This is a genomic window from Acinetobacter pecorum (assembly GCF_014837015.1).
Taxonomy (GTDB): Bacteria; Pseudomonadota; Gammaproteobacteria; order Pseudomonadales; family Moraxellaceae; genus Acinetobacter; species Acinetobacter pecorum.
Genome location: NZ_JACSPT010000008.1, coordinates 136,254 through 156,661 on the forward strand (window position 1 = coordinate 136,254; position 20,408 = coordinate 156,661).

The window sequence follows — 20,408 nt, forward strand, 5'->3', positions numbered from 1 at the left end:
AAAAGTTTTTCAGGAGCAGGCGAGATATCAAGCAGCACGCGATATTCGTTTGTTCTATTAGTTTTTTGACATTGACCAGGTGTGATTTATGGCTGCTGAAGAACATGCCCTTACTTCGACCGAGTATATCAAGCATCACTTGACCAACATGACCTATGGCAAAATGCCAGATGGTACATGGAAATTGGCCGAGAGCGGTGCTGAAGCTCAACAGATGGGGTTCACTGCTATTCACTTGGATTCAATGGGTTGGTCTATCGGACTGGGTCTGATTTTCTGTTTGTTATTCTGGTTGGTTGCGAAAGCGGCTAATGCTGGTGTTCCTACCAAGTTCCAGTCTGCAATTGAAATGATTATCGAGTTTGTAGATTCAAGTGTACGTGATACCTTCCACGGGAAGTCTCGATTAATTGCACCCTTAGCTTTAACCATTTTCGTGTGGATTTTCCTCATGAACTTGATGGATTTGATCCCTGTTGACTTTATTCCTTATGTAGCTCAACACGCGATTGCTTCTATGCTGGGTGTAGACCCTCATCAGGTTTACTTTAAAATTGTTCCGACTACAGATCCAAACGTTACCCTCGGTATGTCTATTTCTGTATTCTTCTTGATCATTTTCTATAGTATTCGTGAGAAAGGTGTTGGCGGCTTCGTTGGTGAGTTAGCACTTAACCCATTTAACCCAAGTAACCCAGTTGCTAAAGTGCTTTTGATTCCATTCAACTTATTGTTGGAATTGACCACTTTCTTGGCGCGACCAGTTTCATTGGCTCTACGACTGTTCGGTAACATGTATGCGGGTGAGTTAATCTTCATTCTTATCGCGTTATTACCGTTCTGGATCCAGTGGGCGTTGTCTGTGCCTTGGGCGATTTTCCACATTTTGATTATTACGCTACAAGCATTCATTTTCATGATGTTGACTATCGTGTACATGAGTATGGCAAGCGAAAAGCATTAATGGTATTGCCTAACTGTCAACGGATGGTTGGGCACACAATTTTTTAACTTAATTTGGTATAAAACCTAACCTCTGAGGAATTATCATGGAACTCACTTTAGGTCTAGTTGCAATTGCATCTGCTATCTTGATCGCTTTCGGTGCTTTAGGTACTGCGATTGGTTTTGGTCTTCTAGGCGGCCGTTTCCTTGAAGCTGTAGCTCGTCAACCAGAATTGGCTCCACAACTTCAAACTCGTATGTTCTTAATCGCGGGTCTTCTTGATGCTGTGCCTATGATCGGTGTTGGTATTGGCTTGTTCTTCATCTTCGCTAATCCATTTGTAGGTTAATCAGCTTAATTCCGAAATTCACTATTTGAGGAATTTGCAATGAATATCAACCTCACATTGTTTGGCCAAGCGATTGCATTTGCGATTTTCGTCGCATTCTGCATGAAGTTTGTATGGCCACCACTAATCAATGCGATTAGTGAACGTCAGCGTCGTATCGCTGATGGCTTAAACGCTGCTGAAAAAGCGAAGGCTGACCTTGCAGATGCGCAAGCACAAGTGAAAGCTGAACTGGACGCGGCAAAAGCACAAGCGGCTCAATTGATCGAACAAGCGAACCGTCGTGGTGCACAATTGATCGAAGAAGCGCGTAACCAGGCTGCGGCTGAAGGTGAGCGTATTCGTCAACAGGCTAAAGAAGCTGTTGATACTGAAATCAATTCTGCTCGCGAAGAATTGCGTCAACAAGTGGCTGCTCTTGCAGTGACTGGTGCTGAGAAAATTCTTAGCCAGCAAGTTGATGCAGAAGCTCACAATGCCATGCTGACTCAGCTGGCTGCTAAACTTTAAGAGAGGCGGATTATGGCTGAACTCTTGACGTTGGCACGCCCTTACGCTAAAGCAGCATTTGCTTACGCTTCTGAGCAGGGTGCAACTGACTCTTGGTCGACTGCACTTGAATTGCTCAGTGCTGCGGTGCAAGACGAAGCATTTTCAGCTTATCTAAATCGCCCAGAGCTTACACCTGCTGAGCAGGTGTCTCTTTTTGCTAAAGTTTTAGGTGAAGACCAAACTGCAGCAGTGTCTAACTTCTTGACATTGCTTGCTGAAAACAACCGTTTGGAACTTCTTCCTGAAATCGCTGCAGAATATGAACAGCTCAAATCACAGAATAACAATACTGTGGATGTTGTGATTGAATCAGCATTCCCATTGACTTCTGACCAAGAACAATTGCTTGCAGATGCGTTGAAAAAACGCTTTAACGCAGCAGTGAATGTTTCTGTGGAAGTGAAACCAGAGCTTATTGCTGGTGTAGTTATTCGTGCAGGCGACCAAGTGATAGATGATTCTGCGCTTAATAAGCTTGAAAAAATGCGTACTCGTCTTCTTGCTTAATAAATAAGAAGACTGAACTTTAAAAAGATTGAGGTATAGCGCAATGCAACAACTGAATCCATCCGAGATCAGTGCGCTCATTAAACAGCGTATCGGCGATCTGGACACCAGCGCAACCGCTAAGAACGAAGGGACCATTGTTATGGTTTCCGACGGTATTGTGCGTATTCACGGCTTAGCTGACGCTATGTACGGTGAAATGATCGAATTCGACGGCGGCCTTTACGGTATGGCACTGAACCTAGAACAGGATTCAGTGGGCGTCGTTGTTTTAGGTAACTACTTGAACCTTCAAGAAGGTCAAAAAGCGCGTTGCACAGGTCGTGTATTAGAAGTTCCGGTTGGTCCAGAACTTTTAGGCCGTGTAGTAGATGCTTTGGGTAACCCGATTGATGGTAAAGGCCCGATCGATGCTAAATTAACTGATGCTGTTGAAAAAGTAGCACCAGGCGTAATTTGGCGTCAGTCAGTGGATCAACCTGTACAAACTGGTTATAAATCAGTAGATACAATGATCCCTGTAGGCCGTGGTCAGCGTGAGTTGATCATTGGTGACCGTCAAACTGGTAAAACAGCAATGGCGATCGACGCGATCATCGCTCAGAAAAACTCTGGCATTAAATGTGTATACGTAGCCATCGGTCAAAAACAATCGACTATCGCTAACGTAGTACGCAAGCTAGAAGAAACTGGCGCTATGGCGTATACCACTGTTGTCGCAGCAGGTGCATCTGATCCAGCAGCAATGCTGTATTTGGCTCCGTACTCTGGCTGTACAATGGGTGAATACTACCGTGACCGTGGTGAAGACGCGTTAATCATTTATGATGACTTGTCTAAACAAGCTGTTGCGTATCGTCAAATTTCATTGCTTTTACGCCGTCCACCAGGTCGTGAAGCTTATCCAGGTGACGTGTTCTATCTACATTCACGTCTACTTGAACGTGCTTCTCGTGTATCTGCTGACTACGTTGAGAAATTCACTAACGGTGAAGTTAAAGGCCAAACTGGTTCATTAACTGCATTGCCGATTATTGAAACTCAAGCGGGTGACGTATCTGCATTCGTACCAACCAACGTAATTTCGATTACTGATGGTCAGATCTTCCTTGAAACATCATTATTCAACGCAGGTATTCGTCCTGCTGTGAACGCGGGTATCTCTGTATCTCGTGTTGGTGGTTCAGCGCAAACCAAGATCATCAAGAAATTGTCTGGTGGTATCCGTACTGCTTTGGCGCAATACCGTGAATTGGCAGCATTTGCTCAGTTCGCTTCTGATCTTGACGAAGCAACTCGTAAGCAACTTGAACATGGTCAACGTGTAACTGAGTTAATGAAGCAAAAACAATATGCTCCATACTCAATTGCTGACCAGGCTGTTTCAATTTATGCATCTAACGAAGGCTACATGGCTGACGTAGACGTTAAGAAAATCGTAGACTTTGATGCTGCGTTGATTTCTTACTTCCGTTCAGAACATGCTGCGTTAATGCAACAAATCGATGCCTCTGGTGATTACAACAAAGACATCGAAGCTGCAATCAAAGCAGGTATTGAAAGCTTTAAAGCGACTCAAACTTACTAATTTAGCAACTTGCTAGATTAGTGTTGGTTTGGTTCACGGAATCAACCTTCGGAAGCTCGCAAGGGCTTTCGAATACTAGGTTAAGCGTATGGCAAATTTAAAAGAAATTCGCGCCAAAGTAGCTAGTATCAAGAGCACGCAAAAGATTACTCGAGCGATGCAAATGGTAGCAGCTTCTAAGATGCGTCGTGCGCAAGAGCGCATGGCTCAAGGCCGTCCGTATGCCGAAAATATGCACCGTGTAATTGCTCATTTGGTTCAAGCGAATCCTGAATACAAACACCGTTATATGGTTGAACGCCCGGTTAAGCGCGTTGGCTATATTATTGTGTCATCAGATCGTGGCCTTGCTGGTGGTTTGAACATTAACCTGTTCAAAAAAGTGGTTAAACACGTTCAACAGCAACAAGAGCAGTCAATTGAAGTTCAATTTGCTTTAATTGGTCAAAAAGCGGTTTCGTTTTTTAAAAACTACGGCGGTAAAGTGCTTGGGGCGACGACGCAAGTCGGTGATACTCCAAGTCTTGAGCAGTTATCTGGTTCTGTACAGGTGATGTTGGATGCTTATGATAAAGGCGAGTTAGATCGTATTTATCTAGTGTCAAACGGCTTTGTCAATGCCATGACTCAAAATCAAAAGATCGAACAACTTGTTCCTTTGGCTGCTGCTGAAGAAGACAAGACTCTTAACCGTCAATACGGTTGGGATTATATCTACGAGCCTGAAGCTGAAGAGCTTTTAAATGGCTTGTTGGTTCGCTATATCGAGTCTGTGGTGTATCAAGGTGTGATTGAAAACATCGCATGTGAGCAGTCTGCACGTATGGTCGCTATGAAAGCAGCGACAGACAACGCAGGCGAGATCATTAAGAGCCTGCAACTTATTTATAACAAGCTGCGTCAAGCCGCGATTACTCAGGAAATTTCTGAGATCGTTGGTGGTGCCGCTGCCGTTTAACATTATTTTGAATTGAGGAGACAGCAATGAATAGCGGTCGTATCATTCAGATCATCGGCGCGGTTATCGACGTCGAGTTTGAACGCAACAGCGTTCCTAAGATCTATGACGCTCTCCAAGTAGATGGTACTGAAACTACTTTAGAAGTTCAGCAACAGCTTGGTGATGGCGTAGTTCGTACTATTGCAATGGGTTCTACTGAAGGCCTTAAGCGTGGTTTGAACGTAGTTAACACTGGCGCGCCGATTTCTGTACCAGTAGGTACAGCGACTCTAGGCCGTATCATGGACGTTCTTGGTCGCCCGATCGACGAAGCTGGTCCTGTTGCGACTGAAGCGCGTTTACCAATTCACCGCTCTGCACCTTCTTATGCAGAACAAGCAGCTTCTACTGACCTTCTAGAAACTGGTATTAAAGTCATCGACTTGCTATGCCCGTTCGCTAAAGGTGGTAAAGTTGGTCTGTTCGGTGGTGCCGGTGTTGGTAAAACTGTAAACATGATGGAATTGATCAACAACATCGCGAAAGCTCACTCAGGTTTATCTGTGTTTGCTGGTGTTGGTGAGCGTACTCGTGAAGGTAATGACTTCTATCACGAAATGAAAGATTCTAACGTTCTAGACAAAGTAGCAATGGTCTACGGTCAGATGAACGAGCCACCGGGTAACCGTTTACGCGTAGCGTTGACTGGTTTGACCATGGCTGAATATTTCCGTGACGAGAAAGACGAAAACGGTAAAGGCCGTGACGTACTATTGTTCGTAGATAACATCTACCGTTATACACTAGCGGGTACTGAAGTATCAGCACTTCTAGGTCGTATGCCATCTGCAGTAGGTTACCAGCCTACACTTGCAGAAGAGATGGGTGTTCTTCAAGAGCGTATTACATCGACTAAGTCTGGTTCTATTACGTCAATCCAAGCGGTATACGTACCTGCCGATGACTTGACAGATCCATCGCCTGCTACAACGTTTGCTCACTTGGACGCAACTGTTGTATTGAGCCGTGACATCGCATCTTCTGGTATTTACCCGGCGATCGATCCACTAGACTCAACTTCACGCCAGTTAGATCCGTTAGTTGTTGGTCAAGAGCATTATGAAATTGCACGTTCTGTACAGAACGTATTGCAACGTTATAAAGAGCTTAAAGACATCATCGCGATTCTTGGTATGGACGAGCTTGCTGAAGAAGATAAACTGGTTGTTTACCGTGCGCGTAAAATCCAGCGTTTCTTCTCTCAACCGTTCCACGTAGCTGAAGTATTTACTGGTGCTCCTGGTAAATTAGTATCTCTTAAAGAAACGATTCGTGGCTTTAAAGGTCTTCTAGCTGGTGAATACGATCACATCCCAGAACAAGCGTTCTACATGGTTGGTGGTATTGACGAAGTGATTGCTAAAGCTGAGAAACTTTAATTAGTTCCCTAATTTAGGAGATTCTCATGGCGACTATGCAATGTGACGTTGTAAGTGTTCAAGAGTCTTTGTACTCAGGCACTGTAACTATGCTAATTGCTAAAGGTGCTGGCGGTGAGTTAGGTATTATGCCTGGTCACGCTCCGCTGGTAACTTTGCTCCAACCTGGCGCGATCCGCGTTATTTTGGAAAACGGTACAGAAGAATTAATCTATGTATCTGGTGGTGTTCTAGAAGTTCAACCGCATGTTGTTACGGTTCTTGCAGATACTGCAGTCCGTGCAGAAAACTTAGATGAAGCTGCAATTATTGAAGCGCGTAAACACGCTGAACAATTGCTAGCAAATCAAAAGGGCGATTTGGACGCTGCTGCTGCTTTGGCTGCTCTTGCAGAAACTGCTGCTCAGCTGGAAACGATCCGCAAAATCAAAAACCGCGCAATGTAATTGCAGGTTTAAGATTGAAGAAACCACCCGAAAGGGTGGTTTTTTTATATACTTAATTTTTTAATACCTAAAAAATAATGAAATTAAATACCTTAAATCCTATTTTTCAGGATTCAGAATTTAAAAATACAATAGCTCATAAGAAAGTACTCTGTATAAAATGTAAGACTCTTATCAAACATGAAGTATTAGTTGATATATCTGATTCTGATTTTAATCATAGTCCTATTGATTTCTACTTCAATTATAGAATTTTAAAATGTATTAATTGCGGTACTATTAGTTATCAAACCAAAACTTTATGTTCTGAAGATGTTTATCAAATAGGATATGAGTTGAATGGTGATCCTATTTACGATGAGGCTGCAACTTATAGTGTTTTTCCAATGAGGGATGAGGAAACTGCTTTTTCAATCGAATTTGAAAAAATTTTACCTACAGAAATTTATAATACATATGAGGAAGTAATTGTTGCATTAAATAATAAAATGCCTTTATTGACTGGTTTAGGTCTAAGAACTCTTTTAGAACAGATCATTAAGTACTTTGGTAATTCTAATGATTTGGGTCTGATTTTAAATCAGTTTGAGCAAGATGGATTTATTTCGACCAAACAACGAGCTTTACTTGATGATATTAGATATTTAGGAAATGATGCAGCACACCGTGCGGATACTAAATCTAGAAAAGAATTAATTTTGCATTTAAAGGTTTTAGAAAATTTAATTCAGCAACTTTTTGTATACTACAATCTAGATCAAGCAGAAATAAAGCAAACTAAAAGTATAAAGTTGAAACCCTCACCTAAATATGCCATTCCAGTAGTAAGAGAAACTACTCAAAAAAGAAAGCCCAAGAAAAAGTTATAAAGCTCCTGCATGTATTGTGCTTTGTACCGCTCGATATAACTTTTACCCTTTCTCAGTAATGTTTTGAACCAATCTGTAAGCAGGCACACGCCATAAAAGAATCAATGATAAGTTAAATAATTCGAACAGATACTTGCTTGTTATAACTTCATTTGACTGGGTTCAGAACAGGCGAAACTTATAATTGAAAAAGGGAAAATCATGGCTTATCAATCTATTAATCCATTTACCAATCAAAAATTGAAAGACTACCCCTCCCATAGCGATCAAGATATTCAAAATGCCCTCGATACCGCAGAAAAAATCCTGAAATCGGAATGGGCTCAAAAGGCCGATACCCGTATTGAGGTACTGCGCAAGCTGGCTAGCAGTATGCGTGAGCGAAAGTCGGAACTGGCCAAGCTCATGACGCTGGATATGGGTAAACTGATCAAGCAGAGTGAAGGTGAAATCGAAACCTGCGCCAAAATTGCTGAATACTATGCTGATCATGCCAAAGAATTTTTAGCGCCTGTGTCCTACGAAACGGAACTGGGAGAATCCTGGGTTGAGCATCATCCATTGGGCATTGTTATGGCAGTTGAACCGTGGAATTTTCCGTTTTATCAATTAATGCGGGTTTTTGCACCGAACTGTGCCATCGGTAATCCGGTTCTGGCAAAACATGCCGGAATTGTACCGCAATGTGCCGAAGCTTTTGAACAACTGATCTTGGATGCAGGCGCACCCAAAGGTGTCTGGACCAACCTGTTTATTAGCAGTGATCAGGTTGCTGAGGTGATTGCAGATAAACGTGTACGTGGTGTGGCACTCACAGGTTCAGAAGGTGCGGGCAGTGCTGTCGCTGAGCAGGCCGGAAAACATCTTAAAAAATCAACGCTGGAACTGGGCGGTAATGATGTCTTTATTGTGCTGGATGATGCTGATCTGGAAAAGGCCATCAAGATAGGCTGCCAAGCTCGGGTGAACAATACCGGTCAAGTCTGTACAGCAGCCAAGCGCTTTATCCTACATGAAAAAATTGCCGAACAATTCAAGGCTGGCATGATCAAGGTATTTGAAGGGTTAAAAATTGGCGATCCGCTTGATCCTGAAACCACATTGGGTCCACTGTCTTCCGCTGACGCTTTGGAAAAGCTGACTGAACAGGTCGATAAGGCGGTAGAACATGGTGCGAAAGTGGTCACTGGTGGTAAGCCGTATGAGCATGCAGGCAATTTCTATCAGCCGACGATTTTGGAAAATATCAGCCGAGATAATCCGGCCTGGTATGAAGAATTCTTTGGTCCGGTTGCCCAGATTTATGTGGCCAAGGATGAGGATGAGATTGTTTCGATTGCCAATGATTCCAATTATGGTCTGGGTGGCGTGATTCATTCACAAGATATCGAGCGGGCGAAAAAGCTGGCTTCACGTGTCGAAACGGGCATGATCTGGATTAACTGGTATACCGATACTGCACCAGAACTGCCATTTGGCGGAATCAAGAACTCGGGTTATGGTCACGAACTCTCCATTGACGGTTTCAGAGAATTTGTGCAGAAAAAACTGGTCGTCGTCAAAAGCCCGAACAAATAAGCCCAACACCAAACTAGAAAGCCACTGCTGAAGGGGCTTTCTTTTAATTAGTATTGATTAAATTCCTTTCGAATATGACTAATTATCACCTTATTATAAAGATATGGGCTTAAGAAGATGGAGTCTAAAATTTGAAGCTATCTTATTTGGATAAAAATATTATATCTGCTGATAGTGAATTTAATTAAATCATTATTATTCTTATATTTATGTATAAATAAAAATATTTGTTTTGAGATAGTCGAGCATAATTTAAAAATAACAGCCAAAAGAATTTTAAGAATTTGTAAAGAATAGCTGAGAAATACAATTCTATTGTTGTTGCAGTTTTTCTATTGTCTATAGTTAAGGAGATTATTCAAAAATAATCTGAAATTATAATAATAGAAGAGAGAATTAATATGCCAACAACAATGAAAGCAGCGGTCGTAACTGCATTTAACCAACCCTTAGAAATCCAAGAACTCGACATCCCTCAAGTTAGCCCAGGCAAAATCCTGGTCAAGATCATTGCCACAGGTGTTTGTCATACCGATCTGCATGCCATGCATGGCGACTGGCCGGTGCAACCGAGCTTACCTTTTATTCCCGGGCATGAGGGAGTAGGAGAAGTGATTGAAATAGGTGCAGGCATTGACCATTTAAAAATAGGAGATATTGTCGGTATTCCATGGCTGTATTCGGCGTGTGGCCATTGTGAACATTGTTATGCGGGCTGGGAAACCCTGTGCAGAAAACAGCAAAATTCGGGGTATTCGGTCAACGGCAGCTTTGCTGAATATTGTCTGGCCGATGGAGATTATGTAGGAGTAATTCCAGAGGGAGTAGATTTACTTGAAATTGCACCTATTCTCTGTGCAGGCGTCACTGTCTATAAAGGTCTGAAAATGGCTGATGCCAAAACAGGAGACTGGATGGCAATTTCGGGCATTGGCGGTCTGGGTCATATTGCTGTTCAATATGCCAAAACCATGGGATTTAATGTTATTGCCATAGATGTGGATGACTCAAAACTGGAACTGGCCAAAAATCTGGGTGCTGATGTGGGCATAAATGCACTGAAATCTGATGTAAAAGAAGAAGTGATGAAAGCCACCGGAGAAGGTTGTCATGGGGTATTGGTAACAGCAGTCTCTCCCAAAGCTTTTGAACAGGCAGTCTCGATCGTGCGTCGGGGGGGAACTATGGTGCTAAATGGTTTACCACCAGGCAAGTTTGACTTGTCGATTTTTGATATGGTACTTGACGGCATTACGGTGCGCGGCTCGATAGTGGGTACGCGACTGGATCTCAAGGAAGCATTGGATATTGCTGCCCGGGGTAAGGTTAAGGCACATATTAAGGTTGAGCCGCTGCAAAATATCAATGATATTTTTCAGCGTATGGAACAAGGGAAAATTGATGGCCGGATCGTGATCGATATGCGACTTTAATTCCTCATTGAGGGGAAATAAAAGCCAATCTGGTTCTTGCCGGATTGGCTTTTTGATGAAAGGGTTTAAATGAGTTTTAACCTTGTTCCTGCTCGGGATTCTGGATCAACAAGCCTGCCAGTTTGACCATTTCGGCTTGAACATTGACCATCTGCGATTCAATCTTTTTCAAGTCCACTTGGCTAAAATCCACCTGACCATTCAAGAGGGGAGAAGCCAGCACTTGCTGGTTTGCAGACATCATATTATTACGAATCTGGTCAATTTCCTGACTTTTTAAGTTCAGGTTGCCCAGTACCTGATTAAAACTGCTGAGTTGCTGTTGAAGCTGAGTCGCAGTGGATTGCAGTTGCTGGGTATCTTTGGTTTCGACCGCCGTTTGCAGTTCGGTCTGGGTCTGTTTTAACTGTTCCACATAACTGCCGGCCTTGAGCTGCAAGTCGGCGACATCCCGAACCATATAAAACATGTTGCCAGATTTGAGTTCAGTTGGTGTTGCCGAGCCTTGTTGCTGAGAGGCTGGTTCCAGATCTAACGTTGTTGTATCTGCCTGTTCAGTGGGTGTTTCGACGGCCTGTTCACAGCCCATCAGTAAAATTCCCGAGCTAAATAATGCGAAAGGAAGGACAGTATTGGCAAGAATTTTGGACATAGAATCAGGGTCTCGATACAGGTGATAGAATTTGGATAGTATTTAATATAAGGACAAACTATGGAGATAAAAAAGATTGTTGCAAACTCATAACAATTCTTCTGGATTTTAAATAATTAGCCAGATAGAAGTGAGAAAAATCTAATAAAAATGAATAAGTAAATATTTTATTTTAAGCGGGGCGGCTCGTTTGGCCGGCGATTAACTTGAAGACTTTATTGTGTGGAATTTCATTCGACTATTATTTTCCTGCCTCCTAAGCAATTGCTGAGTGTGCACGGATTTGGTTGAGTCTTTACAAATGTAGGTGAATATCAACTTAGTGAAATAAGAGTTTTAAATAGAAATAAGTACCCATTATGAAAACAGATACTTATTTTAATCTTAATACTTATTGAGAGAGTAGAGCATTATTTTGCAAGTTCTGCATTCACCGCATCTACAATCCGTGGATCATCTGCAGTAATGTCTGGTGCAAAACGTGCCACCACTTCGCCGTTTTTATTGATCAGGAACTTTTCAAAGTTCCAGAGTACTTCCGGTGGCTGGTTAGGGGTCAGGCCATAATCGACCAGATCTTTCCACCAAGGCCCCTCGCCGATACGTTCCGGTACAGCCTGCGTAAGAGTGGTATATAAAGGATGCTTGTCTTCGCCCGCCACAGAGATTTTTGCGAATAACGGAAAGTCGACTTTATAATTCACCGAACAGAATTCCTGAATCTCGGCTTCACTGCCTGGTTCCTGCTCCAAAAAGTTGTTGGCAGGAAAGCCCAGAATTTCCAGACCTTCAGCTTTTTTGTCATCATACAGTTTTTGTAAACCTTCATATTGCGGCGTCAGGCCACATTTAGAAGCGACGTTGACCACCAGCAAAACCTTACCCTGGTACTGGTTTAAAGTGGTTTCTGTTCCGTCAATGGTTTTGACTGGAATGTCATATACAGAGCGAGTCATTAGATTTCCTGTTTATTGCGACTGAATCGGTATTTGTTTTAACGGGTATTCAGATTTAGTACAAGTACAAACAGGTGAGCTGATTTACTTAAGGCAGTAAAATTGCTGCAATATTATGTGAAAAATCTATTATGCTAGGGTGCGAATAGGAATAGCTTAATCACAAGACCAGCGACTCATGGATGACAGTATGACACAACAACAAAAAGCAGTCTGGTGGGCTATGGCCTTACCACTGGCCGCAGTTTTGATTTGGTCTCTGAATATGACGGTTACCCGTTATGTGGCAGATTATATTTCTCCCATCAGTATCAGTTTTTACCGCTGGGCCTTGGCTTTGCTGATCTTGACTCCCTTCATGTTGCCCAGAGTCAAAGCAGCCTGGCCAGAAATCCGTCCGCATCTCGGACATTTTGCTATTTTGAGTGCACTGGGAATGGTGCTGTATCAGGGACTGGCTTATAGCTCGGCACACTACACTACTGCCACCAACATGGGGTTGATCAATGCCTTTATTCCTATTTTTACCATTATCGTGGGTATTTTTGTTTTAAAGATTCGCCCGACACAGGCTGCAGTGCTGGGAAGCCTTTTGTCGTTTATTGGCCTGATGTATGTCATGGCGCAAGGGCAGGGCCTGCAGTTCTTAAGCGTAGGTGAAAGTTATATTGGCGATCTGCTGATGTTGATCGCGGTCTTTTTCTATGCCTGTTATGGCGTATTGCTGAAGAAATGGCAGATTCAGATTCCACTACTACTGAGTCTGTATATCCAGATTTTTATGGCTTTTCTTTACCATATTCCTTTGATACTGATTTTAGGTCTGGACAGCATCAATAGCGCGAATGCAGCTAGCATTGTCTATGCCGGAATTTTTCCTTCCATTGCCGCGCCCTTATTCTGGATGATGGCTGTGCAGCAACTTGGTCCAAATCGCAGCAGTATTTTTATGAACCTGATGCCGGTTTTTACCGCAGTAGTCGCATATTTGTGGTTAGGCGAAGCCTGGACCATGTATCACACTATTGGAGGCAGTATTATTTTATTGGGGGTTTTATGGGCGCAATACCCCGGGAAAAGCCAAGTCATAAGGAAGTAGCCCAGTTTTTAAAATCCTTAATTGTTTAAATATTGATCATTTAGGCATGTTTTTTTAATAGAATTCATCTGTTAAATACTGATTTCTGAATGTAACAATAAATAGAAAATTAGCACTTTATTTTAAAATCGGAATGGAATGAGTTAGATATTTTGAATTTTCAATAAAAGTTCTACTTTGTTAATAGAAAAAATGTATTAATTGAGTTTTTTATTGTACTTGTTGTTGTGACTAATTTCTCGCATAATGCGCCCATCGAGAATGATCAAGCAAAAAAAACCTTGTTTTATCAGGCTCCCAGAGATTTTCTGAACCCTCTGGATGTGATTTATGCACATCCTTTTTTATGCTCAGCCATCCCTATATGGTTGAGCTTTTTTTTGTCTTAAAACTTTAGTCGGGTTTGAATATCCCGACTAAATCCGCTAAGTCTCAGTCACGAATAACCGCGCCAGTGAGTGCATCAATAATCCGGCTCGGTTGCTGACTTAAACCAAGGTCGCCATTCAGATAATTCAGGTTCTGGTCAAAATAGCGGAGGGCATCCTGAAGTGAGCGGGCAGGTTCCATACCGGCAGGATTGGCACTGGTCGAAACGATAAAACCACCAAAGGCCTGACACAGTGCCACGCAGAGCGGGTGAGTGGTTACACGTACGGCCACTTGAGTATGCTGACCTTTAATCCAGTCAGGAATCTCTTTATTTGCAGGAAGCAGCCAGGTGGTCGCACGCTCAGCAGGCCTGTCATGGTTCCAGGATTCAATCACTTTTTCACGCATTTCTTCGCTTAAATCCTGTAGCAGATGTTCTACCTGTGAAAGATGAGCTGCTAGCAGAATCACACCTTTCTCAATCGGGCGCTGCTTCAATTCTAAAATCTGATGAAATGCCTGTTCATTATAGGGGTCGCAACCCAAGCCCCAAACAGCCTCTGTGGGATATGCCAAGACTTGTCCGTCTTTAAGCCATGCTGCTGCTTCGGCAACAGAGGTAGTGATCATGTGAATACCTTTATCAAACAACAAAGCGCTATTGTGAACCTTATTTGAGAATCCGACAACGTAGATACAGGCCGGCTTGCTGGGTGCAAAAACCGAGTAACTCCAGTTCCATCAGTTGACTGGTCAAAGCAGATACCTCTTGCTGAACCTGCGTTCCCAGTTGATCCAGACTCTGTCCCACCCAGTCCAGCTGGTTATACAGACTGAGCAGATGTGGCGGGATCTGTTGTGATTCTGCTGCAGCGACTTCCAGTTTGGGAGTATTTTCCAAAGCCTGCCATTGCGTCGCCAGTGCCAGTTCTTCAATTACCTGCTGTGGATGGTCAATCAGAATCGCACCCTCACGAATCAGTTGGTGGCAGCCCTGATGATGCTCACTGTAAATATGTCCCGGAATGGCAAACACGGTTTTGCCTTGCTCGGCTGCCAGTTTAGCCGTAATCAGAGAACCACTTTTTAATGCAGCCTCTGCCACAATGATGCCTAGGCTTAAACCACTGACAATTCGGTTGCGCCGTGGGAAATGGTGCTGCAAAGGCAGTGTATCTGGCAGAAACTCACTGATGACGGCACCGCCATGCTCAATGATTTGCTGGCGCAGTGACTGATGCTGTGCTGGATAGGTTTGATCCAGTCCGGTCGCCATCACTGCAATTGTCCCCTGATGTTGTAGGGCAGCCCGATGAGCTGCTTCATCAATACCATGTGCCAGACCGCTATTGATATAAAAACCCTGTTCACTCAGGTAAAAAGCAAAATCATAAGCTACTTGCCGGCCGTGTGGACTGGGTTTGCGGCTGCCCACAATGGCAATCTGTGCCTGAAGCAGGGTGTCGGGTCTACCCTGACCAAAAATGATTGGGGGTTTATCTGTATAAGGATGCAACTGCTGCGGATAATGCGGATCGCCATGCAATAAAACAAAGTCACTATCCTGCTGGATCTGCTGCAGACAACGCTGAAATTTCTGCTGGGCTTCGGGAAGAGAAAATTCTTTTAAGCGCTGTACATGATTGGCATGAATACCGAGTGCCTGCCAGACAGGGGCTTGATCCGGCTGAATGGCATGGGCCAGTTCGGCATAATGTTGACTGACTTTATGGAAACTCGAAAGAGAATGCTGAACCAGATACCATAACGTAATTGTTTCCAGTTGCGCGCGCGATAACGGGTTCAGCATATTGAGACCTATAAGGTTGTCTTCTTATTATTAAGTTTTTTTATTTAGACAAATATTTATTCATCTAAAAGAGGTGCTTGAATTCCTGCACCAACCTTGATTGGTAATTCGCTCTCCAGCACATAGGCATAGCTCAACTGATCGAAGGTTTTAAATACCATGATCTGGCCAATACGCTCACCTGGCAATTGCACACGTTCTTTAGTTTTAGGATCAGTCACCACTTCACCTTTCTGGTTGACACTAAAGACATGACCCGTCTGAACCCCATGTGCCGTACCACGGTCAATGGTCACAACACTATGACGTGCTGCGGTACCAATTGATCCCAATACGCGAACAATCTGGCCACCGGCAGCAATGTTTTCCGCGCTGGTCGGATAGAACAGGGTTGGTAACATTGGATCATATTCAGGGAGTACACGGTCACCGCGACGTACTTCAGCATTGTAACTGTCCGTCAGTTCAAGTGTGGTGACATCACCTTCGTTACGTACTGCAATACCAGACGCCACCTGTTGCAGCTCAAGTGCAGCAGTATATTTCTTGCCGTTTGCATCCGTAAATACATACGGTTCCGCTTCACGATAAACGGCATAGCGTTGACCAACTTCCAGACCGTTGCCACGTGCATACACTTTCTGGCCTTTGCCTGCCAGTACGCGCTGGTCTGCGGTTCCGAGAATATAGGGTGTACCTTGAACTGAATCAGGCGCCATCAGGGTATAACGCTCTAGCCATTGCCTGATATGTTCTAGTGGAATCACGGGAATAGTGTTATTTAAAGATTCAACCCGAATCTGGGGTTGCAGGGTGGTGCTGCCCAGATAGCGGCTGATAATACCCTCACAACCATCCCCTTCGTCTTTACCAATAATTGGACGACCCTGGTAATCACACATGAGCAGGCGGTCACCGGGGAAAATCCAGTGCGGATTTTTCACGTGTTTATTGCTGGCCCAGATTTCCGGCCAACGTACCGGATTTTTCAGGAAGCGTTTTGAGATATCCCAAAGCGTATCGCCTTTTTTCACCACATAAACGTTCGGTGCATTGGCTTTTAATGCCGGTGGATTAACGTTGCGCGCAGGTGCTGCCTCGGCAGAATGAATGGTCCCCATACTGACGCCAACACAGACGGCAAGTGCCAGCATCTGATTTTTAAACCCCAAGGCACTAAAAAATGGCATGCCTTTCAAAACCTTTTTCATTATCATAATTCCTAAAATTATGTGCGTAGTTGCGTTATAATAACGATCTTACACACATTTTTTTGATGAAGCATTCCCTTCATTTGGTTTTTTTGATCAATGGCATAATTGAGGACGCAGTATGGCCTTATTACCTATTTTAAGTTTCCCGGATCCCCGTCTTCGTACCATTGCACAACCTGTCGAAGAAGTGACTGATGAAATTCGTCAGCTCGCTGCGGATATGTTTGAAACCATGTATGAAGCACCAGGTATCGGACTTGCCGCGACTCAGGTGGATCGTCATATTCAGCTGATTGTTATGGATCTGTCTGAAAATAAAGATCAACCGATGGTGTTCATTAACCCCAAAATCACACCATTGACTGAAGAAACGCAGCCCTACGAAGAGGGCTGTCTGTCAGTCCCCCAAATATACGATAAAGTTGATCGTCCGTCACGCGTAAAAATTGAGGCAATTAATCTGGAAGGTCAAGCATTTGAGCTCGATGCTGACGGACTTCTCGCTGTGTGTATCCAACATGAAATGGATCACTTAAATGGCAAGTTATTTGTTGATTATTTATCTCCACTAAAACGCCAGCGTGCCCGTGAAAAAGTGGAAAAACTGGTACGCCAGCGTAATAAAGACAAAGTAGCAGTGAAACGTTAGGATAATTTCAAAGTCTATTTTAATGGCCAAACCAGCCCAATTCTGATTGGGCTTTGCTATACTTGGCCTAGATAAATTTTAGGGCTTGCCTATGGTCCTGCGGGGCGGTCTGCTACTTTCCTTGGTAGCAGTGTTTTTACAGATTGCGGTATTTTTACAGCCTTTATTGCCGAAGCAATATCAGGTTGCTCCGGTCTGTGAAACCATCACGCATGCACTTTTAGACAAATCCTCTGTTGATCATTCTCATCATGCCGAGCAGCACGCTCAGCATTCTGTTACAGCACAGCATATTCCTGCTGATGTCCATGAGCATGATGCCAGCCATCAATGCCAGTACTGTACCGTCTATGGCAACCTGATCTTGCCGCCTGAGCTGGACATTAAAGAAGTTCTGGACCGAATCCAGGTCAGACTGCTGGCTTTTGAAAAAACCTTTAAGCATGTCTGGTTTGCTCTGCAGCGACTGTTCCTGTTACCGCAGGGCAGAGCTCCACCACTGTTTGCATAAATCCACGTTGTTTTTCGTCTGGGTCTTGAGTGACTTAGACCGTGTTCAATTTATGTATTCAGTGAGATAGAAAATGGCTCAGCCTAAATTTTTTCTACAGCCACTTGCGGCTGCGATTTGTATTGCCTGTTATTCAGCTTCTGTAATGGCCAATGAAGCCATGCCTGTACAAACCATGGCTCCGATTGTGGTGACCTCGACTGCGGGGAATGATGCCAATGGACTGATTGTCCATGCCGATCCTAAACAGCCGATCCAGCCTGTTCCTGCCACAGATGGCGCAGATTATCTGCAAAGCATTGTGGGTTTTAGTTCAGTCAATAGTGGCGCAGGAACCAATGGGGATGTCACTTTCCGCGGCATGTTCGGTTCACGAATTAAAATTTTAACGGATGGCACGGAAAATCTGGGGGCCTGTCCAAGCCGGATGGATTCGCCCACCTCCTATATTTCCCCGGAAAGCTATGACCAGATTTCGGTCATTAAAGGTCCGCAGACGGTGCAATATGCCAATACCGGTTCAGCCGCAACCGTCATTTTTGAGCGTTCACCTGAACAGTTTGATGCAGACAATCACTATCGCGGTCAGGCCAGTGTCCTGCTGGGCTCCTTCGGACGTCTTGATCATAATGTCGAAGTCGCAGCAGGTGATGCACAGAAATATATTCGCCTGAATACCAGCCGCTCTGTTTCAGACAGTTATAAAGATGGTAATGGCACGACCGTTCCTTCCGATTGGGAGCGCTGGAATGCCGACGTTGCATTAGGCTGGACGCCGGATAGCGATACCTGGGTAGAGCTGACCGGGGGCAAGGCGGATGGTGAAGCTGTGTATGCCGGCCGTGCAATGGATGGCTCCAAGTTTGCCCGTGAAAGTCTGGGTTTGCGTGTTGAAAAGAGAAATGTCAGCGATGTGATCAAAAAATTTGAAGCACAGGTGAACTACAATTTTAATGACCATGTCATGGATAACTATAGTCTGCGCGAGTTCAAGCCTGGCGGTATGATGAGTATGCCTATGGCCACCAATGTGGCGCGTAAGACATTGAATGCGCGTATGGCCGTGACCAGTGAATGGGATAAATTACAGCTGATTACAGGTATCGACAACCAGAATAATCAGCATAGCAAACGTAACGGAAATCTGATGACAGCGTATCAGAATAAGCCACGTATTAAAGATATGGAGTTCCAGTCGATCGGTGGTTTCGGTGAGCTCAGTTATCAGGTCACTGATAATCATAAGCTGGTGAGTGGCCTGCGTCTGGATCAGGTCAAAGTAGAAGCAGTGGAGTCAAACCAGGAGCGTAAAAAAACTTTACCAAGCGCTTTTTTGCGTTTTGAGAATCAGCATCCAGACCATGATGATGGCAAGACTTATATGGGTATTGGCTATGTCGAACGTATGCCGGATTACTGGGAGCTGTTCAGTCCAAAATCAGGCAATGGTCATCCAAATACCTTTAAGAACATTGATACTGAAAAAACTTTACAGCTGGATATTGGCTACCAGCATGAACATGGTAATTTCAGTTCATGGGCATCGGCATATGCAGGTGTGATCAATGATTACATCCTCACGACTTACTTGCCGACAGGTAATATGGGAATGTTAGAAGCACATAGCCGAAATGTAGATGCAACAGTGGCAGGTGCAGAAGTCGGAATCGGATATCAGTTTACTGATGCGATTCAGGCTGACCTGAGTGCGATGTATGCCTGGGGTGAAAATACCAGTGACAATACGCCGTTGCCACAGATTTCACCTTTAGAGGCTCGGGTAAATTTACGTTATATCCAGGATAACTATACTTTGGGTGCCTACTGGCGCCTGGTCGATGGCCAGAACCGGATTAGTGAGCGTGAAGGCAATATTGTCGGCTATGATCTTAAGCAAAGTGCTGGTTTTGGTACTCTCTCTTTAAATGGTACATATCATGTAAATGACAGCATGGATCTTTCTGTGGGCATCGATAACGTACTGGACCGTACCTATGCCGAGCATTTGAACAAGATGGGCAGTTCTGGTTTTGGATTTGCTGCCAATGAGCAATTTAATAATATCGGACGGAATTACTGGGCAAGAATCAGTATGAAATTCTAATTTGAACTGAAAACAAACAAAAAGCAGGAATTTTTTCCTGCTTTTTGTTGATGATGATAATTCAAATATATATTTATCAATAAGTTGATGTTGTTTGGTTTTGCATTAAATAATAATTCAAATTTTTATTAAAATAATTTTTATAAATAAAACAATAATTTATTAATTCTGTGGATTATAAAATAAACATGCGTTTGTAAAGTTTGAAAAATAGGGTTGCAAGCCTCCTGAAATGCTGTAGAATGCACATCCATCGGCGGTGATGAAGATTAAAACTTCTGATAAAACAGTGACTTAGTTAAGATTGATTGAGTTGGGTTTTAGAAAGAAAGTTTAAAAATAATGTTCATGACTGGTTGACTTTCTAGAGATAGAGAGTAATATAGCCGACCTA

20 protein-coding genes are annotated in these 20,408 nt (G+C 43.6%); 15 read left to right on the forward strand and 5 right to left on the reverse strand.

The window, feature by feature from the left end; all coding sequences use genetic code 11:
• Window positions 1-88 precede the first annotated feature (88 nt).
• The 11 genes from atpB to adhP all read left to right on the forward strand — a co-directional run bounded on the left by atpB (window position 89) and on the right by adhP (window position 10,647).
• Window positions 89-964, forward strand: a complete 876-nt coding sequence (gene atpB / locus H9629_RS08090; RefSeq protein WP_005094552.1) for a F0F1 ATP synthase subunit A — start codon at window positions 89-91, stop codon at window positions 962-964.
• Between the two features lie 85 nt (window positions 965-1,049).
• On the forward strand, window positions 1,050-1,295 hold the full coding sequence (gene atpE / locus H9629_RS08095; RefSeq protein WP_000424060.1) for a F0F1 ATP synthase subunit C: 246 nt from the start codon (window positions 1,050-1,052) through the stop codon (window positions 1,293-1,295).
• Window positions 1,296-1,334: 39 nt separating this feature from the next.
• Entirely contained in the window at window positions 1,335-1,805 is a 471-nt protein-coding gene (locus H9629_RS08100; protein ID WP_064096954.1) for a F0F1 ATP synthase subunit B, read from the forward strand.
• Window positions 1,806-1,817: 12 nt separating this feature from the next.
• Entirely contained in the window at window positions 1,818-2,354 is a 537-nt protein-coding gene (locus tag H9629_RS08105; protein WP_191730889.1) for a F0F1 ATP synthase subunit delta, read from the forward strand.
• Between the two features lie 43 nt (window positions 2,355-2,397).
• Window positions 2,398-3,942 (forward strand): F0F1 ATP synthase subunit alpha, encoded by a 1,545-nt coding sequence (atpA, locus tag H9629_RS08110; RefSeq protein ID WP_005094547.1) that lies wholly within the window; start codon window positions 2,398-2,400, stop codon window positions 3,940-3,942.
• Window positions 3,943-4,030: 88 nt separating this feature from the next.
• Window positions 4,031-4,900 carry a F0F1 ATP synthase subunit gamma gene (atpG, locus tag H9629_RS08115; protein ID WP_004280996.1) on the forward strand — a complete coding sequence of 290 codons (870 nt, stop codon included), beginning with the start codon at window positions 4,031-4,033 and terminating at the stop codon, window positions 4,898-4,900.
• Between the two features lie 26 nt (window positions 4,901-4,926).
• On the forward strand, window positions 4,927-6,321 hold the full coding sequence (gene atpD / locus H9629_RS08120) for a F0F1 ATP synthase subunit beta (RefSeq protein WP_004280997.1): 1,395 nt from the start codon (window positions 4,927-4,929) through the stop codon (window positions 6,319-6,321).
• Between the two features lie 26 nt (window positions 6,322-6,347).
• Window positions 6,348-6,767, forward strand: a complete 420-nt coding sequence (locus H9629_RS08125) for a F0F1 ATP synthase subunit epsilon (RefSeq protein WP_004814254.1) — start codon at window positions 6,348-6,350, stop codon at window positions 6,765-6,767.
• Between the two features lie 77 nt (window positions 6,768-6,844).
• Window positions 6,845-7,636 (forward strand): DUF4145 domain-containing protein, encoded by a 792-nt coding sequence (locus H9629_RS08130; protein WP_191730890.1) that lies wholly within the window; start codon window positions 6,845-6,847, stop codon window positions 7,634-7,636.
• Window positions 7,637-7,837: 201 nt separating this feature from the next.
• Entirely contained in the window at window positions 7,838-9,214 is a 1,377-nt protein-coding gene (locus H9629_RS08135) for an NAD-dependent succinate-semialdehyde dehydrogenase (protein WP_100355396.1), read from the forward strand.
• Window positions 9,215-9,615: 401 nt separating this feature from the next.
• Complete coding sequence (gene adhP / locus H9629_RS08140) at window positions 9,616-10,647, forward strand: alcohol dehydrogenase AdhP (protein WP_191730891.1); 1,032 nt, start codon at window positions 9,616-9,618, stop codon at window positions 10,645-10,647.
• 76 nt (window positions 10,648-10,723) lie between these two features.
• Here adhP and H9629_RS08145 read toward each other — a convergent pair whose 3' ends face one another.
• Window positions 10,724-11,299, reverse strand: a complete 576-nt coding sequence (locus H9629_RS08145; protein WP_191730892.1) for a hypothetical protein — start codon at window positions 11,297-11,299, stop codon at window positions 10,724-10,726.
• 410 nt (window positions 11,300-11,709) lie between these two features.
• Window positions 11,710-12,255, reverse strand: coding sequence for a glutathione peroxidase (locus H9629_RS08150; RefSeq protein ID WP_064096960.1), 546 nt, complete (start codon window positions 12,253-12,255; stop codon window positions 11,710-11,712).
• A 190-nt stretch (window positions 12,256-12,445) separates the two neighbouring features.
• Here H9629_RS08150 and H9629_RS08155 point away from each other — a divergent pair, with 190 nt between their 5' ends.
• On the forward strand, window positions 12,446-13,354 hold the full coding sequence (locus tag H9629_RS08155; protein WP_074384151.1) for a DMT family transporter: 909 nt from the start codon (window positions 12,446-12,448) through the stop codon (window positions 13,352-13,354).
• 432 nt (window positions 13,355-13,786) lie between these two features.
• Here the strand turns inward: H9629_RS08155 and H9629_RS08160 are convergent, their stop codons facing one another.
• Genes H9629_RS08160 through H9629_RS08170 form a run of 3 tightly spaced genes read right to left on the reverse strand, consistent with a single transcriptional unit; the run spans window position 13,787 to window position 16,747 of the window.
• Window positions 13,787-14,356, reverse strand: coding sequence for an L-threonylcarbamoyladenylate synthase (locus H9629_RS08160; protein WP_064101728.1), 570 nt, complete (start codon window positions 14,354-14,356; stop codon window positions 13,787-13,789).
• Between the two features lie 40 nt (window positions 14,357-14,396).
• Window positions 14,397-15,536: a DNA-processing protein DprA gene (gene dprA, locus H9629_RS08165; protein WP_064101729.1), complete on the reverse strand. Its 1,140-nt coding sequence runs from the start codon at window positions 15,534-15,536 to the stop codon at window positions 14,397-14,399.
• 56 nt (window positions 15,537-15,592) lie between these two features.
• The gene (locus H9629_RS08170) at window positions 15,593-16,747 is read right to left on the reverse strand and encodes a LysM peptidoglycan-binding domain-containing protein (protein ID WP_064096963.1); all 1,155 of its coding nucleotides are present in this window, start codon (window positions 16,745-16,747) and stop codon (window positions 15,593-15,595) included.
• 121 nt (window positions 16,748-16,868) lie between these two features.
• Between H9629_RS08170 and def the strand changes: the two genes are divergently transcribed.
• From def to H9629_RS08185, 3 genes are all read left to right on the forward strand, one after another.
• Window positions 16,869-17,399 carry a peptide deformylase gene (gene def / locus H9629_RS08175; protein ID WP_004644875.1) on the forward strand — a complete coding sequence of 177 codons (531 nt, stop codon included), beginning with the start codon at window positions 16,869-16,871 and terminating at the stop codon, window positions 17,397-17,399.
• Window positions 17,400-17,490: 91 nt separating this feature from the next.
• Entirely contained in the window at window positions 17,491-17,910 is a 420-nt protein-coding gene (locus tag H9629_RS08180) for a DUF2946 family protein (protein WP_064096964.1), read from the forward strand.
• Between the two features lie 73 nt (window positions 17,911-17,983).
• Window positions 17,984-20,014 carry a TonB-dependent copper receptor gene (locus tag H9629_RS08185; RefSeq protein WP_191730893.1) on the forward strand — a complete coding sequence of 677 codons (2,031 nt, stop codon included), beginning with the start codon at window positions 17,984-17,986 and terminating at the stop codon, window positions 20,012-20,014.
• Window positions 20,015-20,408: the final 394 nt, after the last annotated feature.